General features: G+C 63.2%; 14 protein-coding genes, 2 tRNA genes and 1 pseudogene. 10 read left to right on the forward strand and 7 right to left on the reverse strand.

Annotated features, from left to right (window positions below; all coding sequences use genetic code 11):
• Positions 1-30: 30 nt before the first annotated feature.
• From ACN0X6_RS08335 to ACN0X6_RS08345, 3 genes and pseudogenes are all read left to right on the forward strand, one after another.
• Complete coding sequence (locus tag ACN0X6_RS08335) at positions 31-1491, forward strand: sodium-dependent transporter (protein WP_417703100.1); 1461 nt, start codon at positions 31-33, stop codon at positions 1489-1491.
• A gap of 1212 nt (positions 1492-2703) precedes the next feature.
• Positions 2704-2889: pseudogene (locus ACN0X6_RS08340) on the forward strand (HAMP domain-containing protein); the annotation flags it as partial.
• Positions 2884-3747, forward strand: a complete 864-nt coding sequence (locus tag ACN0X6_RS08345) for a methyl-accepting chemotaxis protein (protein WP_417703256.1) — start codon at positions 2884-2886, stop codon at positions 3745-3747. The pseudogene ACN0X6_RS08340 and the gene ACN0X6_RS08345, both read left to right, overlap by 6 nt.
• Before the next feature lie 144 nt (positions 3748-3891).
• Here the strand turns inward: ACN0X6_RS08345 and ACN0X6_RS08350 are convergent, their stop codons facing one another.
• Positions 3892-4308: a VOC family protein gene (locus tag ACN0X6_RS08350; RefSeq protein ID WP_417703102.1), complete on the reverse strand. Its 417-nt coding sequence runs from the start codon at positions 4306-4308 to the stop codon at positions 3892-3894.
• A 61-nt stretch (positions 4309-4369) separates the two neighbouring features.
• On the opposite strand from ACN0X6_RS08350, the gene ACN0X6_RS08355 reads away from it, so the two are divergent.
• A complete protein-coding gene (locus ACN0X6_RS08355) occupies positions 4370-4672 on the forward strand; it encodes a putative quinol monooxygenase (protein ID WP_417703104.1) in 303 nt (100 codons plus the stop codon).
• Positions 4673-4701: 29 nt separating this feature from the next.
• Here ACN0X6_RS08355 and tsaA read toward each other — a convergent pair whose 3' ends face one another.
• The 6 genes from tsaA to ACN0X6_RS08385 all read right to left on the reverse strand — a co-directional run bounded on the left by tsaA (position 4702) and on the right by ACN0X6_RS08385 (position 8251).
• Positions 4702-5406, reverse strand: a complete 705-nt coding sequence (gene tsaA / locus ACN0X6_RS08360) for a tRNA (N6-threonylcarbamoyladenosine(37)-N6)-methyltransferase TrmO (RefSeq protein WP_417703106.1) — start codon at positions 5404-5406, stop codon at positions 4702-4704.
• A gap of 10 nt (positions 5407-5416) precedes the next feature.
• Positions 5417-5623, reverse strand: coding sequence for a hypothetical protein (locus tag ACN0X6_RS08365; protein WP_192981014.1), 207 nt, complete (start codon positions 5621-5623; stop codon positions 5417-5419).
• Between the two features lie 43 nt (positions 5624-5666).
• Positions 5667-6377: an rRNA pseudouridine synthase gene (locus ACN0X6_RS08370; RefSeq protein WP_417703108.1), complete on the reverse strand. Its 711-nt coding sequence runs from the start codon at positions 6375-6377 to the stop codon at positions 5667-5669.
• 136 nt (positions 6378-6513) lie between these two features.
• Complete coding sequence (rimO, locus tag ACN0X6_RS08375; protein WP_417703110.1) at positions 6514-7836, reverse strand: 30S ribosomal protein S12 methylthiotransferase RimO; 1323 nt, start codon at positions 7834-7836, stop codon at positions 6514-6516.
• A 146-nt stretch (positions 7837-7982) separates the two neighbouring features.
• A tRNA-Met gene (locus tag ACN0X6_RS08380) sits at positions 7983-8059 on the reverse strand.
• A gap of 115 nt (positions 8060-8174) precedes the next feature.
• A tRNA-Met gene (locus ACN0X6_RS08385) sits at positions 8175-8251 on the reverse strand.
• A 600-nt stretch (positions 8252-8851) separates the two neighbouring features.
• Between ACN0X6_RS08385 and tssB the strand changes: the two genes are divergently transcribed.
• From tssB to tssA, 6 genes are read left to right on the forward strand one after another with little or no spacing between them, the layout of a single operon-like run.
• Positions 8852-9370, forward strand: a complete 519-nt coding sequence (gene tssB, locus ACN0X6_RS08390) for a type VI secretion system contractile sheath small subunit (RefSeq protein WP_417703112.1) — start codon at positions 8852-8854, stop codon at positions 9368-9370.
• A gap of 3 nt (positions 9371-9373) precedes the next feature.
• Positions 9374-10918, forward strand: coding sequence for a type VI secretion system contractile sheath large subunit (gene tssC, locus ACN0X6_RS08395; protein ID WP_417703114.1), 1545 nt, complete (start codon positions 9374-9376; stop codon positions 10916-10918).
• Positions 10919-10939: 21 nt separating this feature from the next.
• Complete coding sequence (gene tssK / locus ACN0X6_RS08400; protein WP_417703116.1) at positions 10940-12295, forward strand: type VI secretion system baseplate subunit TssK; 1356 nt, start codon at positions 10940-10942, stop codon at positions 12293-12295.
• Positions 12292-12963, forward strand: a complete 672-nt coding sequence (gene tssL, locus ACN0X6_RS08405; RefSeq protein ID WP_417703118.1) for a type VI secretion system protein TssL, short form — start codon at positions 12292-12294, stop codon at positions 12961-12963. The genes tssK and tssL overlap by 4 nt, the downstream gene beginning before the upstream one ends.
• A gap of 2 nt (positions 12964-12965) precedes the next feature.
• Positions 12966-14717 carry an OmpA family protein gene (locus tag ACN0X6_RS08410; protein ID WP_417703120.1) on the forward strand — a complete coding sequence of 584 codons (1752 nt, stop codon included), beginning with the start codon at positions 12966-12968 and terminating at the stop codon, positions 14715-14717.
• A 52-nt stretch (positions 14718-14769) separates the two neighbouring features.
• A complete protein-coding gene (tssA, locus tag ACN0X6_RS08415) occupies positions 14770-16404 on the forward strand; it encodes a type VI secretion system protein TssA (protein ID WP_417703122.1) in 1635 nt (544 codons plus the stop codon).
• Positions 16405-16409 lie beyond the last annotated feature (5 nt).

A 16409-nucleotide genomic window follows, 5' to 3' on the forward strand; every position in this document is an offset into this window, starting at 1 on the left:
CCGTCACAGATAAAAACAAACAGGTGACGCATGACCCGTGAAAAACCGAAGAACCTCTGGCTCTCGCGCTGGGGTTTCATCCTCGCTGCAACCGGCTCGGCCGTCGGGCTGGGCAATATCTGGAAATTTCCCTACATCACGGGCGAATACGGCGGCGGCGCCTTCGTGCTGATGTACCTGGCGTGCATCCTGGCCATCGGCATTCCGGTGATGATGACCGAGATCGCCATCGGCCGCCGTGGCCGCGGCAGTCCCATCGACGCCATCGGTCGCGTGGTGCGCGAGAACGGCGGCAACCCGCTGTGGAAGGCGGTCGGTGGCATGGCCATGCTCGCCGGTTTCATGATCCTGTGCTTCTACGTGGTGGTGGCCGGCTGGGCCTTCGCCTATACATGGAAGATGCTCGACGGCTCGCTGGCCGCGACCAGTGTCGAGGCGCTGGGCGGCGTGTTCGAGGCGCATAACGCCAACCCCTGGCAACTCGGTGGCTGGAGCGTGCTAGTGGCATTGCTGACCCTGTGGATCGTGGCCAAGGGCGTACAGAAAGGCATCGAGAATGCGGTGCGCTGGATGATGCCGGGCCTGGCGCTGATGCTGGTGGCGCTGGTTGGCTATGCCTTCACCAGCGGCAGTTTCAGCGCCGGTTTCGGCTTTCTGTTCCATTTCGATGCCTCGAAGATCACCGGTGAGGCGCTGCTCGCGGCCCTGGGCCATGCCTTCTTCACCCTGAGCCTGGCCTCGGGCGCCATCCTCACCTATGGCTCCTACATCCCCGACGGCCAATCCATCGCACGCACCACCTTCGTCGTCGCCCTCTGCGATACCTGTGTGGCGCTGCTGGCCGGCCTGGCGATCTTCCCGATCATCTTCGCCAACGGCATGAGCCCGAGCGCCGGACCGGGTCTGATCTTCATGAGCCTGCCGCTGGCCTTCCAGCAGATGCCGTTCGGCACCGCCTTCGGCGTGCTGTTCTTCGCCATGGTGTCGATCGCCGCGTTGACCTCGGCGATCTCGATGATCGAAGCCAGCGTGGCCTACCTGAACGAGAAGCACGGCATCAGTCGTCTGCGCGCAGCGGTGGGGGCTGGCGCGGTGCTGCTGGTGATCAGCCTGGTGGCGATGCTGTCGTTCAACCTGCTGGCGGGCTGGACGCCGCTGGGCAAGAACTTCTTCGACTGGCTGGACTACCTCACCTCACGCTGGATGATGCCGCTGGGCGGCATCTTCATGGTGGTGCTCGCCGGCTATGCGCTGCGCGGCGAAATCATGCGTGACGAGCTGGGCCTGCCGCCTGCGGGCTACGCGCTGTGGCTGTTCATGGTGCGCTACGTCAGTCCGGTGCTGATCATGGTGGTGTTCCTGCATGCGCTGGGCTGGTTGATGTTCGACCCGGTGCTGCAGTGGTACTGGATCGCTGGCGCCATCGGCCTGCTGACCGTGGCGGGCGAAATCCTGCGGCCCAGGGTGGTACCGGCGCTCGCCGGACGCTGATCGGGCCTCGATTCGAAGGGCGCAGCTGCGTTGGACGCTGCGCCCTTTTTATTGCTGGCTTGCTCACAGGGTTTGCTAGATAGGCGAGAACTCGCCACTTATCCGGCGTCAATAAGCGGATAATTGCCGGTGGTGGCGGTTTCCCGGATCATGCTCGAAATAATGAGTTGGCGAATTGCCAGCACTCAAGCTGGGCGCCTTTGCTGCCGATATCTGGGGTTCGATCTGGCACAGCAGTTGCCTTACCTTCCGACCAGGCCGCGTTCACGAGACGTGGCTCTATAAGAAGAACCGGAGTCGCCCCTTATGTTCAAGCCTGCCGCACGCTTTTTCGCCAACCTTGCCGTGGGCAAGAAACTTCTCATCGGGTTCGGCCTGGTGCTGTTGCTCACTGCTGCCATGACGGTCAGCGGGTACCTTGCCGTTCAGGCGGTGTTGCATGGGCATGAGCAGGTCGGGGCGTTGGCGCAGGTGAACCAGGAAATCCTCCAGGCGCGTCGTCTTGAACGCAATTTCGCCATCGAGCAGAGCCCGGAGAGCGCACAGCGCGTCCGCGAAAGCCTGCTCAAGGTGCAGGACATGCTGGTGCACTTGGGCAAGGATGCCGCAGAAGGCACGCGCGTGCAGACCATGCAACAGGCTACCGCTGAGTACCTGAAGCAGTTCGACAACTATGTCGAGCAGCAGGACAAGGCTCGTGAAGCCCGCCAGGACATGCGCAGTGCCGCCGCCGAAGCGCGCGACCAGTTCGAAGTGATCGAGCTGGACATGTACGACGCGGTGCGTGAGCTGCGCCTGCAGGGCGACCGACTGCGCGGCAGCGATCCGCTGACCCTGGCGGAAACCGCATCCGGTCTGAGCAAGCGCATGCTCGACCTGCGAGGCCAGGAAAGTCTGTACATCATCGACGGCTCGCCCGAAGCGCTGGAAGAGTGGGAGTACGTCAGCGAGGATCTGCAGACCGTCGCTCGCAGCCTGACCGTCTGGCTCGAGGACGATCAGAAAGCCTCCATCGAAACCGCTTTGCAGGCGCTGACCCTTTACCAGCGTTCCTTTCTCTATTACCAACAGCTTCGCGAGCAGAACCTGGCCACCGAGAAGGCCATGATCGAGCGCGCACGTTCGGTCGTCGATCTGGCCGAGTCAGCCCAGGCCAGTGCCGAGACCCGTATGCTCGACGACTCCCGGCGCGCGCTGGTGATGCTGGGCATCATGGGCGCAGCCGCCGTGGTGCTGGGCCTGTGCGCCGCGTTGCTGATCAGCCGTCTGATCGTGACACCGCTGCGCCAGAGCGTGGGTTTTGCCCAGCGCATCGCCGCCGGCGATCTGAGCCAGGACATCCCGCAGGATCGCCGTGACGAAGTTGGGCAGCTGCTTGCTGCCATGCAGGACATGACTGTCAGCCTGCGCAATCTGGTCAGCCGCATTGGCGGTGGGGTCGGGCAGATCGCTGCGGCCGCCGAGCAGTTGTCAGCCATTACCGCGCAGACCAGCGCCGGTGTGCAGACGCAGAAGCTTGAAACCGAGCAGACCGCCACCGCCATGCACCAGATGGCCGCGACCGTGCAGGAAGTGGCGCAGAACGCCGAGCAGGCCTCGCTGGCCGCGCGTGATGCCGACCTGGAAGCGCAGCAGGGCAATCGCGTGGTGCAGCAGGCCGTGGACCAGATCGACAGCCTGGCCAGCGAAGTGGAACAGTCGGCCAAGGCCATCGCCGACCTGAATCAGGAAAGCGCGCGGATCGGCAGTGTGCTGGAGGTGATTCGCAATGTCGCCGAGCAGACCAACCTGCTGGCGCTCAACGCGGCCATCGAAGCGGCGCGTGCCGGTGAGCAGGGCCGTGGTTTCGCCGTGGTCGCCGACGAGGTCCGCGCCCTGGCCAAGCGTGCCCAGGACAGCACCGAAGAGATCGAGAGCCTGATCGCCGGCCTGCAACGCATGGCCAAGGGCGCCGTGCAGCAGATGGACAGCAGCCGTGATCTGACCCGCCGCACCGTCGAACTGGCGGGCGAGGCTGGTGACGCACTGGGGCGCATCACCCAGGCAGTGAGCACCATCGAGCAGATGAACCAGCAGATCGCCGCTGCCGCCGAAGAGCAGAGCGCGGTAGCCGACGCGATCAACGAAAGCGTCACTCGCGTAAGAGACATCGGTGAGCAGAGCGCCACTGCCAGCGAGCAGACTGCCGCGTCCAGCGCCGAGCTGGCGCGCCTGGGCGTGGAGCTGCAGGAGCTGGTGCGGCAGTTCCGCACCTGACTCGGGCGAGCCGGGACGCCGGCCGCGGGCGGGCGTAGGGCGGACTCAGGAGCGTCAGCGAACAGTCCGCCATCTTCGGTGCGGCAAAAGTCCTAACGGCGTACTGCTTCGCGAGTACGCCCTACGGAGCTCGCTCCCATATGTTCAGGTTCGGGCTGGACTGAAGCGCTGGCCCGAGATCGCAGGATGATAGAGCGGCTGGACCTTGTTGCCGGCCGGGTCCAGCAGGTGAAAGCTGCGTGCCCCATCGCCATGGTCGAAGGGCCGGTCCAGCAGGGTCACCCCGCGTGCCTTGAGGTACTGGTACCAGGCGTCCAGTTCCTCGACGCTGTCGACGATGAAACCGTAATGATCCACCAGCGCCACGCCGTGGCTCTCGGCATGCGCGCGGCCGAGCGACAGGTTGTCGTTGCCGCAGGTCAGGTAGACCAGATCCTCGTTGGCGCGATGCAGCACCTGCATGCCCAGCACATCCACGTAGAAGCGCTCGCACGCCTCCAGGTTGGGTACCAGCAGGGCCAGGTGGCGCAAGCCATTGAGACGGGATGGGCGTTCGAGCATTTCTTTGCACTCCAATATGTATACAATTATTTTTCAAATATAAAACATATTGGAGTTTGCCGTGTACGTGCTATTGCTCAAGACCCAACTCAAACCGGGGAGTTTCGATGCGTTCATGGATGCCATGCGCGTCAACGCCGCCGCCTCGGTGCGCGATGAACCGGGCTGCCTGACCTTCGACGTGCTGCGTGAGCGCAGCGACCCCGATCGGGTCTGGCTGTACGAGGTGTACGTCGACGAGGCGGCGTTCGAGGCGCATACGCGAACCGCACATTTCCTCGCCAGCCGGCCGCTGCTGGAGCCGCTGATCGAGCGTCAGGAAGCCATTGAGGCCGATATGCTGGCGCTCAATCCAGCGCGCTGAAGAGAGGTCGCTGCGAAGACCTGGCTCGGTCAGGCCGTGCTTTGTGCCATCTGCATATCCAGCACCCGGATACGGCCTGGCTCGGGATAGTGCCAGTGTACGTCCAGGTCCCAGAAGCACGCGCCGTAGCGCCGCTCGGGCTGCGGCTGCTGATAGGCCGGGCGCGGATCCTGCGCCAGGCACTGCTCGATCAGTTCCACCAAGGGCTCACCCAGGCGCAGCGCGTGTTGGCGCGCCAGGCGCAGCGCGTCATCCTGCCAGTCCACGGCAATCAGGGGGGGCGGTGCGTCGGCCATGTCGTTGCGGGCATCGGCCACGGCGTCGGCGTAGGGCACGTAGGGCTTGATATCCAGCACCGGGGTGCCGTCGAGCAGGTCGATGCCGGACAGGTGCAGGCGGCCCGGTTCGACCTTCTCCAGGCGTACCACCGATTGGCCGATGCCGTTGGGGCGGTGGGTGGCGCGGGTGCTGAACACGCCGACTGACTGATTGCCGCCCAGGCGCGGCGGGCGCACTTTCAGGCGCGGCTTGTCTTCCAGCGCCTGGTGAAAGAGAAACAGCAACCAGACGTGGCTGACCTGTTCCAGTCCCTGCACGGCCTCGCCCTGATCGAAGGGGGGTAGCAGCTCCAGCACGCCACGCGCGGCGGGCGCCAGGTGCGGCTGGCGAGGAATGGCGAACTTTTCCTTGAAACAGGAGCGAACGATACCGACCGGAGAAACCAGATGCTGCATGCTGTTCTACTTAGCGGCTACGCACGGGGGCGTCGTGCGCTACCCGGCAGCCGGCATCGCGGAATGGGCCGGTGAAACGAATCCAGCCTTCACCAGGGCTGACCTGAGCGCAGGTCAGGTGGCCATCGACCTTGCTCTGCCAGAGGAAGAACGGCGCAGGTGCGGCGAGGCCGGGCAGGCTCAGTGCGAGCAGTGCGATGAGGAGCAGGGTACGCATGATGGTGGTCTCCAGAGCGTGACGAACACAGCCTAACAGGGTCTCAGAATCGTTCTTTCTCGCCCAGATAGCGCCATTGCCCGACCGGCAACTTGGCCATGGGGACGCCGCCGATGCGGATGCGCTTCATGCCCAGCACTTTCAGGCCCAACGCCGCGCAGATCTGCCGTAGCAGGTCAGGAGCCGGATTCTTCAGCGCGAAGCGTAGGCGCTGCTCGCTCTGCCAACTGGCCTTGCACGGCGGGAACTGCGTGCCCTTGTGCAGCCAGCCTTTCTTCAGGCGTTCCAGTGCGCTGGCGGGCACTTCGCCGGCTACCTCGACCAGGTATTCCTGTTCCAGCTTGGCGGCGTCCTCGCGCAGTTTGCGTTGCGTGCGCCAGTCCTGGCTGAGCACCATCAGGCCGCTGGCGCCGGTCTGCAGTGGCAGGCTCTGCTCCTGGCGCAGGAAGTGGCCATGCAGGACGCGCTGGGCGTGCGGGTCTTCTTCCCAGTGGCGTTCGCGCACCAGCAGGTGCTGCAGCTGTGCGGCGTTGCAACCCGTCGAGCCATGCACCAGCAGGGTGACGGGCTCCACGGGGTCGAGGCGGGCATCGGGGTGCAGTTCGACGCGTTGATCTTCGACCTTGAACTGCGGCGCTTCGACCACCTGGCCGTCCACCGTCACCCAGCCCCCGGCGATGTACAGATCGGCTTCACGGCGCGAGCATCCGAACAGCTCGATGACGCGTTTGGACAGGCGGGTGGGTTCGCTCATGAGATGGCTCGGCAGTAAAAGGAGGTCATTGTACGGGGAAGCGCTGATCAGGGCCGGTAAAGATGGATGCTCAGCGCGCAAGGGGCATCAAGAAAAAGCCCCGCATGATGCGGGGCCCATTTCAGCTAGCGGTCGGTCAGACCAGCTCGCCCCACATGTCGTACTCGTCGGCGTCGACGATACGTACGCGCACCTTGTCGCCCGGCTTGACGTCGGGGGAGTCGATGAACACGCTGCCGTCGATCTCCGGGGCGTCGGCCCAGGAGCGGGCCACGGCGCCTTCACCGTCCACTTCGTCGATCAGCACGTCCATCTCCAGGCCGATCTTGGCCTGCAGACGTGCGGAGCTGATGGCCTGTTGGTGGGCCATGAAACGCTCCCAGCGCTCCTGCTTGACGTCATCAGGTACCACTTCCAGGCCCAGGTCGTTGGCTGGTGCGCCTTCGACTGGCGAATACTGGAAGCAACCGACGCGGTCGAGCTGCGCTTCGGTCAGCCAGTCCAGCAGGTACTGGAAGTCTTCTTCGGTCTCGCCGGGGAAACCGACGATGAAGGTGGAGCGGATGGTCAGCTCCGGGCAGATCTCGCGCCACTTCTTGATGCGCGCCAGGGTCTTGTCTTCGAAGGCCGGGCGCTTCATCGACTTGAGTACTTTCGGGCTGGCGTGCTGGAAGGGGATGTCCAGGTACGGCAACAGCTTGCCGGCGGCCATCAGCGGGATCACGTCATCGACGTTGGGGTAGGGGTAGACGTAGTGCAGACGCACCCACACGCCCATCGACGACAGCGCTTCGCACAGCTCGAGCATGCGCGTCTTCACCGGCTGGCCGTTCCAGAAGTCCAGCTTGTACTTCAGGTCGACGCCGTAGGCGCTGGTGTCCTGGCTGATCACCAGCAGCTCTTTCACGCCGGCCTTGACCAGGCGCTCTGCCTCGCTGAGCACGTCGCCCACCGGGCGGCTGACCAGCTTGCCGCGCATCGACGGAATGATGCAGAAGCTGCAGCTGTGGTTGCAGCCTTCGGAAATCTTCAGGTAGGCGTAGTGACGCGGGGTCAGCTTGATGCCTTGCGGCGGCACCAGGTCGATCAGCGGGTTGTGCTCGGTCTTCGGCGGAATGACTTCGTGTACGGCGTTGACCACCTGCTCGTACTGCTGCGGGCCGGTGACGGCCAGCACGCTCGGGTGCACATCGCGGATGCTGTCTTCGGCCACGCCCATGCAGCCGGTGACGATCACCTTGCCGTTCTCGGCCAGCGCTTCGCCGATGGCGTCCAGCGATTCGGCCTTGGCACTGTCGATGAAGCCACAGGTGTTGACCACCACCACATCGGCATCCTGGTAGGTCGGTACGATCTCGTAACCTTCCATGCGCAACTGGGTCAGGATGCGTTCGGAGTCAACGGTCGCTTTCGGGCAACCAAGGCTGACGAATCCGACTTTCGGTGTGGCGGTGGACATGCGGGCTAACCTCTAAGGGCGCCTGGGTGGCGCCTCTGATCAAAAAGTGCGCAATTCTAGCGGCGGATCATACGCTTGACCAGTGCTGGTCAGGGGCGGAAACGAAAAAGGCCACTCGATTGGATTGAGTGGCCTTTATCTGAAGGTGGTTGCGGGAGCAGGATTTGAACCTACGACCTTCGGGTTATGAGCCCGACGAGCTACCAGACTGCTCCATCCCGCGTCGACAATTCTACGCTTGCTTAAGATCTTGTCAATCGATTTGTTTCGTTTGATCGAAAAAATTAATTTTTCGTCAAAGCAAAAAGGCCACTCATCGAGTGGCCTTTTTGTGAAGCTGGTTGCGGGAGCAGGATTTGAACCTACGACCTTCGGGTTATGAGCCCGACGAGCTACCAGACTGCTCCATCCCGCGTCTGTGGGTCGGCATTCTACAGTCAGAAGCTTGGCTGTCAACCGCTAATTGCAAGAAAAGTGTTTTCAACTCAGGTGCTTAGCGTTAAACGACTGTTGGACTTCCGGGCTCCAGGCCAGGCTGGACGAGGCTTGCGAGGGCGTTGTGCGCAAGACAATCCACGTTGACTTCGCACCATGTATTTCTCTGTTTTTATACGTCTATGGCATCCAGTAATGCCAGCCTGCACCGCGTTTGTGTCCGTGAGCATCCTCTGGTGTGCGGGTGCGGCGATGAAAAACGGGGATCAGAGGGCGCGCGCCACCGGCCAGAGATACCCGCCATGCCGTTGCCCGAGGGCCGGATCCGCCCGGCCACGCCTGGTGACAAGCCGCGCAAGCGCGATGATGAACGCCGCCTCTATGTAGAAATCCGCACGCGTGGCAGTTGGTTCTGGCGATACCGCTACAGGATGGAATTTTAAGAAAAGTCTTATAGATCGCCGGGCGCTCGTCGCTTACAAAGCCTCACTGGACAAAGGTTCAGGTCATTGCGCGCATCGACTATCGCTGATAGCCGCGCGTGCTTGCATCAACAAGGGAATTGTAAGGCAGGGCCACGATGGCATCCGATAGTTTTCAGAATGAAGTGCCCAAGGCGCGGGTCAATATCAAACTTGATCTGCATACCGGTGGAGCGCAAAAGAAGGTCGAGTTACCGCTCAAGTTGATGGTCATGGGTGACTACAGCAATGGCCGAGAGCAGCGCCCGCTGTCTGAGCGCAGTAAAGTCGACATCAACAAGAACAATTTCAACAGCGTACTGGCCGAATTTCACCCGAGCGTGAAACTGGTCGTGCCCAATACGCTCGTTGACGATGGCTCTGACGCCTCTCTCGATCTGACCTTCCGTGACATGAAGGACTTCGAGCCTGAGCGAGTCGCTCGTCAGATTCCTGAGCTGCGCGCGATGCTGGCCATGCGCAATCTGCTGCGCGACCTCAAATCCAACCTGCTCGACAACGCCACCTTCCGCCGAGAGCTGGAGCGCATCCTCAAGGATGACGCCCTGAGCGACGAACTGCGCGCCGAACTGGCTCAGTTGGCCCCCCCAAGACCGCTAATCAATAGCAAGGAGTGACGTATGTCTGCATCTGCGGAAGGAGCTGTTGCGCCCACAGGAAGCGCAAGTGCTGTAGCTCACGAAGGCCAGGGCATCTATGCCGGCCTGTTCGAGAAGATCAATCTCAGCCCGGTATCGAAACTGTCGGATATCGAGGTTTACCAAAACAGTGACGCGCTTTCCGAGGCCTCCGCTGACGAGCGTGTGACGGCAGCGGTCAGTGTTTTCCTGGATCTGCTGAAGCAGTCCTCTCAGAAAGTCGAGCGCCTCGATAAAACGCTGCTCGATGAGCATATCGCCTCTCTCGACCAGCAGATCAGTCGCCAGTTGGACGCCATCATGCACCATGAAGACTTCCAGCGCGTCGAGTCGACCTGGCGTGGAGTCAAGTCACTGATCGACCAGACCGATTTTCGTCGCAACGTGCGCATCGAGCTGCTCGACATCAGCAAGGAACACCTGGTGCAGGACTTCGAGGACGCGCCGGAAATCGCCCAGAGCGGACTCTACGTTCACACCTATACCAATGAGTACGACACACCCGGTGGCGAGCCGATTGGCGCCGCCATCTCCAACTACGAATTTGGTCGTGGCCCGCAGGACATCGCGTTGCTGCGCAATATCTCCAAGGTTGCAGCCGCCGCACACATGCCCTTCATCGGCTCGGTCGGCCCGGCCTTCTTCGGCAAGGAGTCGATGGAAGAGGTCGCCGCGATCAAGGACATCGGCAACTACTTTGACCGCGCCGAATACCTGAAGTGGAAGTCCTTCCGCGATAGCGATGACTCCCGTTACATCGGCCTGACCATGCCGCGTGTGCTGGGTCGCCTGCCCTATGGCCCTGACACCGTGCCGGTGCGCAGCTTCAACTACATCGAGAGTGTGAAGGGACCGGATCACGACAAGTATCTCTGGACCAACGCCTCGTTCGCCTTCGCTGCCAACATGGTGAAGAGCTTCATCAACAACGGCTGGTGCGTGCAGATTCGTGGGCCGCAAGCCGGCGGTGCCGTGACCGACCTGCCGATCCATCTCTACGACCTGGGCACCGGCAACCAGGTGAAGATTCCATCCGAGGTGATGATCCCGGAAACCCGAGAGTTCGAGTTCGCCAACCTGGGGTTCATTCCGCTATCGTACTACAAGAACCGGGACTACGCATGCTTCTTCAGTGCCAATAGCGCGCAGAAGCCGGCGCTCTATGAAACAGCGGACGCGACGGCCAACAGCCGCATCAACGCGCGTCTGCCCTACATCTTCTTGCTGTCGCGCATCGCCCATTACCTGAAGCTGATCCAGCGTGAAAACATTGGTACCACCAAGGACCGTCGTGTCCTCGAGCTGGAGCTGAACAACTGGATTCGCGGTCTGGTTACCGAAATGACCGACCCCGGTGATGATCTGCAGGCCTCTCACCCCCTGCGCGATGCCAAGGTCACGGTTGAGGATATCGAGGACAACCCTGGCTTCTTCCGCGTGAAGCTCTATGCCGTTCCCCACTTCCAGGTGGAAGGCATGGACGTGAACCTGTCCCTGGTCTCGCAGATGCCCAGGGCCAAAGCCTGAGTGTTCACACGGAAGTCATCCATGAAGATCGATCTTCCCTTATGGGGGGCGGGGGCCTTGCTGTCCCCGCAGCAATTCCAGCAGCAGGCCCGGTGGGAGGCCTGGACAAATGAATGCCTGGCACGTCTCTCACGCGCTCACCCATGGGGCGTCCAGGTTGCGGCGTTCGATCTGGACGCGCTGAGGCTTGGCAAGCTCAAGGCCACGCGTCTGCGTGTGCGGATGCAGGACGGCACGCTGATCGACAGTGATGCGTCCGACCGTCTGCCGCCGGCGGTAGAGCTTGGCCGGCTGACCGAGGAGGGCGTTTCTACCGTCACCTTACTGCTGGCGTTGCCGCTCGAACATGCCAGCGGCGACAACTGCCTGCTCGACGAAGGCAAAGCCTGCAAACCGACACGCTATCGTCGAGACTGGCGCGAGGTGCAGGATCTCTTCGGTGATGAGAGCCAGTCCATCGCCGTGCTCGAGCATGTGTTGTCCCTGCGTCTGGACAGCGATGAGAACGCCGAGTACCTGACCTGTCCGATTGCACGTGTGGTCCGCGACGTGCAGGGCATCTGGACGCTCGATCAGCGGTTTGTCCCGCCGCTGCTCAGCTTCGATGCCCAGCCGCAACTGCTCGTTCAGCTGGACAACCTGATGACCCAGTTGGCCGCCAAACGTAGCCGCTTGATGGCGATGCGCCGCGAGAGTAACCAGCGTATGGCCGACTTCGCGGTGGCCGATGTCTCGCTGTTCTGGCTGCTCAATGCCCTGAACAGCTATCAGCCCGTGCTGGCTGATCTGCTGGCTCACCCGGCAAGGCATCCCGAGGTGGTCTACCTGGAGCTCATCAAGCTGGCGGGCAGTCTTCTCACCTTCTCACTCGAACACGACATCGGCGCCATACCGGCTTATCGGCATGAGCAGCTGGAGGCGGTCTTCCCACCGTTGTTCACGCTGATTTCCACCCTGCTCGAGGCCAGCCTGCCGTCCCGCGTCATCGCACTGGATCTCGAGCATCCCAACGCACACCGTTGGCAAGTGGCGTTGAACGATGCTCGGCTGCGCGATGCCGAGGCTGTCGATTTCTACCTGTCGGTGCGTTCCAGCCTGCCGGCTGCTCAGGTACAGAGCCAGTTCCCGCGCCTGTGCAAGGTAGGGGCTCCGGACGATGTCGACCATCTCGTCAACGTGGCCCTCGACGGTGTGCCGCTGGTGCCGCTCGGCCACGTGCCGGCAGCGATTCCGGTGCGCCTGGGCAATCTGTACTTCGCCTTCGACCTGAGCCATCCCAAGGCACGCGACATGCTGGCTTCAGGTACCTGCGCCCTGTACGTCCCCGGCACGCTCGGAGAGGTCCAGCTGGATCTGTTCGCGGTGCTGCGCTCATGACCAAGGTCTTTGGAACATCACCAATCGTGGATATCGATGCCCTGCTGCAGGACAGCTACCTGTTGGTCGTGGAGTTGCAACAGAAGGCCGCACCCAAGGATGGCGAAGAGCTGTGGAAGCATTGCATGGCGCAAGTCGAGCAGTGTCGCACCCGTCTGATCGACGCCGGCGTGAGTCAGCGCGCAGTCAATCAGATTGGCTATGCGCAGTGCGCACTGCTCGATGAGACCGTGCTGCGTCATGCCTCGACGCAGGCGCATGCGGTATGGGCGGCCAAGCCGCTGCAGGCGCATTTCTTCAACCGTCACCAGGCAGGTGAGCAACTCTACGAGGACATGCGCGAAGCCCTGGCTGAACCTGCTCCCGACCTGCGAGTCCTGACCTGCTATCACCGCGTGTTGATGCTGGGTTTCCTGGGGCGCTATCGCACTGAGAGCGCAGCGGAGCGCGAGCAATTGCTGGCGGCCCTCTGCGAGCAGGTTGAACCCTTCGCGGCGTCGGGCTCCACTCCGCTACTGGTCAGCGTCCGTGGCGGCAGTTGGCGCCGTTGCCTCAGCCTACCCTGGTTACATCTGACGGCTGCTGCGCTGCTCTTGGTTGGCCTCTGGCTGGTATTGCACCGAGTACTCGGCGATACCGTCACTTCGCTGCTGTCCGGTCAGGTCTAGCAATGACCACGCCGCTCAAAGGAACACGTGCTCTTTGGCTCTGGGTCGGGGCGCTGGGCCTCGTGCTGATCCTGTCGATCCTGCCGCTGTCCAGGCTCGCGCAAACCCTGTGGGCGCTCGCGGTGATTGCCCTGGTGGTTTCAGGTTGGCTGCTCGCTGGCCGAGCTGCCTTGCGGCAGCGCCACGCGCTGGTGATGGCCCCCGATAGTGCGCTGCCAGCGGACGGCTATCGCCATCCGCTGGTCGCTGTCTGTGGTGATGGCCTGCACTCGCTGTTCGGTGCCGTGCCGGACGATCAACTGGCGCTGCGTGTCACCGAGCAGGGTTGCTACGTCCGGGTTCCCAGCCTGGATCGCCTGCCCACGATCATCGACTACCTGTTGGCCCATCGTCCGCATTGGGCTGGCCAACTGGCGGTGCTCTACATCGTCAACCCCGCCGAGCAGACAGACCACGCCCAGCTCGTCGGGACGATTCGGACCTTCCGGCATCAGGTTTGCCGAATCCGCAGAAGCGGGGTGGCCTTGCCGATCCTGCTGGGCAGCTACCTGTCATCCTCACGCGATGACGGTCAGTGGTTCACCTGGGAAGCGGAGCAACAGGGCCTGTCCGTGCGTGAAGACACAGGCCATCTATCGATGGCGCAGTGGCAGCAGCGCGCCACGGACCTGCCGAGCCGCTCTGCGCGCCTGCGCACCTGCGTGCAGATCGAAAGCCTGGGGCACTGGCTGACCCAGTCGGTATTACCGCATCTGGTCTGCCATGACTCGCGGGACGCGCGCTGCCCAGCCGTCGCCTGCGCCATGACCTTGGCCACCGGCTCCATGGCCAACGCACCGGGCAACCTGTGGTCACAGTGGTTGCACGACAGAACCGCCCTTGAACCCTCTACGTCAGCACCCGGGACGGCGTCGCTGCCATTTCCCGATCCGCTCCTCAGCCTGTTGCCGCAGCAGACGAGTCTCACGCCGGCTCGCCGCGCAGTGGTGCGTGGGCTGTGGCTGTTCGTGCTCGCTGCCGTGATTGCACTGTGCAGCTCGGCCTGGCAGAACCGCCTGCTGGTGCGCCAGGTGAGCGACGATCTGCGGCGATACCAGGCGATTCCCGAACCGACCACCCTGGAACAGCCTGAACATCAGTTGCGTGAGCAAGCCGTCACCGTGCTGCGTCGTGATGCGGTGACGCTGGACCGCCATTACCGTGAAGGTGAACCGCTGTCCCTGGGGCTTGGCCTGTACAGCGCCGAACGCATTCGTCCGCTGGTTCTGGCCGCGCTCGCCGCTCACCGCGTCCCGGCGCCCAAGCCGGTGCTGGCGAACATTCCTGATCCTGTCCGCCTGGACAGCCTGTCGTTGTTCGCCAGCGGCAGCGCCGAACTCAAGCCCGGTTCGGCGAAGGTGCTGATCAATGCCCTGGTAGGCATCAAGGCCCAGCCAGGCTGGTTGATCGTGATTGCCGGGCATACCGACGCCACCGGCGATCCCCCGCGCAACCTGTTGTTGTCCCGTGCCCGTGCGGGCGCCGTGCGCGACTGGATGCAACGGATGGGCGACATTCCCGACAGCTGTTTCGCCGTCCAGGGCTTCGGTGCAGATCAACCCGTCAGCAGTAACGAAACCCCGGAGGGGCGAGCAGCCAACCGCCGGGTCGACATCCGCCTGGTACCTGAGTCGGGAGCCTGCGCGCTTGCGCCTCAGGTATCCGGCGGCCAACCCCAGCCGCGGCAACAGCCGTCGGCGAATGTGCATCTGTAGAAGGAACTTCACATGGCTATTCCAGTTTATCTGTGGCTCAAAGACGATGGCGGTGCGGACATCAAAGGCTCGGTCGACGTGCAACAGCGCGAAGGTAGCGTCGAAGTGGTGGCACAACCTGTCCGACGCCATCAGCCAGCTCACCCTGCTCAGCGACGTGCGCCAATCACCGCTGATCGCCCTGATGAACACCCTGGCCTACCAGGGCAAGACCGAGACCCGGGGCGAGGCCCTCAGCGACTCGCTGATCAAGTCGGCGCAGCAGCTCCTGGACCGGGACAAACAGCCGATGATCGATCAGCAGATGCGATTGGCCGAGCAACTGCTGAAGCAGCGCTGCAAGGACCTGCGGATCGCCACCTATTACCTCTGGGCGCGTACGCAGCGTGATGGTGAGGCGGGGCTCGCCGATGGCCTGGAGCTGTTGGCGGCGCTACTCGAACGCTTCGCCGGCCAGGTGCTGCCGGTGCGTCCGAACAGCCGGCGCATGGCGCTGGAGTGGCTGGCCAGCGGCAAGGTGCTGGACAGCCTGTCGCTGTTCCCCGAGGTGGTCAAGACCGAGGCGCAGCGCACCGTTGCCGCGCTGGCCTGGCTGGAGCAGATCGTTGCCGCGTGGCCGGAAGCTGAACGGCCGGAGTGGGGATCGCTGTATGCGGCCCTGGGCGCGCGTCTCACCCAGTCGGGCGGCGTCAACGCCTTGGTCCCGCAGAACAGTGCCGCGCAGGGTGAACCCACACCCCGCACGGCGGCGCCGGTAGTGCCGGCGATCAAGTCCGGCCGCGATCTGCTGGACAGCGGCAAGGCCCTGGCCAATTACCTGCGTGACCAACCCCAGGGCTGGCTGGCCGCCCACCGCCTGCTGACCAGCCTGCGCTGGGATACCGTGCATCAATCGCCGCCACAGGAGGCCAACGGCAATACCCGCCTGGTGCCGCCGCGCACGGAGTACCGCGCACACCTCAGGCGTCTGTACCTGCAGCAGAACTGGACCGAGTTGCTGGATCAGGTGGAGCGGATGTATGCCGAAGGGGTGAACCACTTCTGGCTGGATCTGCAGTGGTACCTCTACCAGGGCCTGAGCAAGTTGGGCGTTCCCTACGAGGGCTGGGCGGACATCATCACCTGTGACCTGAGGCTGCTGCTCGAGCGCCTGCCGGGGCTCGAACAACTGCGCTGGAGCGACGGCACGCCGTTCGCCGATGAGCCCACCCGCGATTGGATCACGCAGCACGTCAGCGGCAATCAGCCGGCCAACTGGATATCCACGGCCGTCATCGCCACCTCGGCAACGGATGACATTCTGGCGCTGGAAAGCGGAGCACTGGCCCAGGCCGACAGCGATGGCGTCGAGGCCGCGCTGGCCTGGCTGGCGGCCCGCCCCGACGTGCACACCGGCCGGCAGCGCTGGCTGCTGCGCCTGCTGATGGCGCGGGTGGCCGAGCAGTACGGCAAGAGCGACCTGGCGATTCATCTGCTGGTCGAACTCGACTGCGTCGCCGAGCAACAACACCTGAATGCCTGGGAGCCGGAGTTGGGTTTCGAGGTCAAGGCACGCCTGCTCAAGCTGCTGCGTCAGAAAGCGCAGCGCAATGACGTAGACAAGGCGAGCCTGGCGCAACGCATGGATGGTTTGCTGTCTGCCCTGGTGGCCGTCGATCCGGTTCGCGCTGCGGTGCTGTGTGGTTAAGCCCC

This window comes from Pseudomonas sp. (assembly GCF_048269965.1).
Taxonomy (GTDB): domain Bacteria; phylum Pseudomonadota; class Gammaproteobacteria; order Pseudomonadales; family Pseudomonadaceae; genus Aquipseudomonas.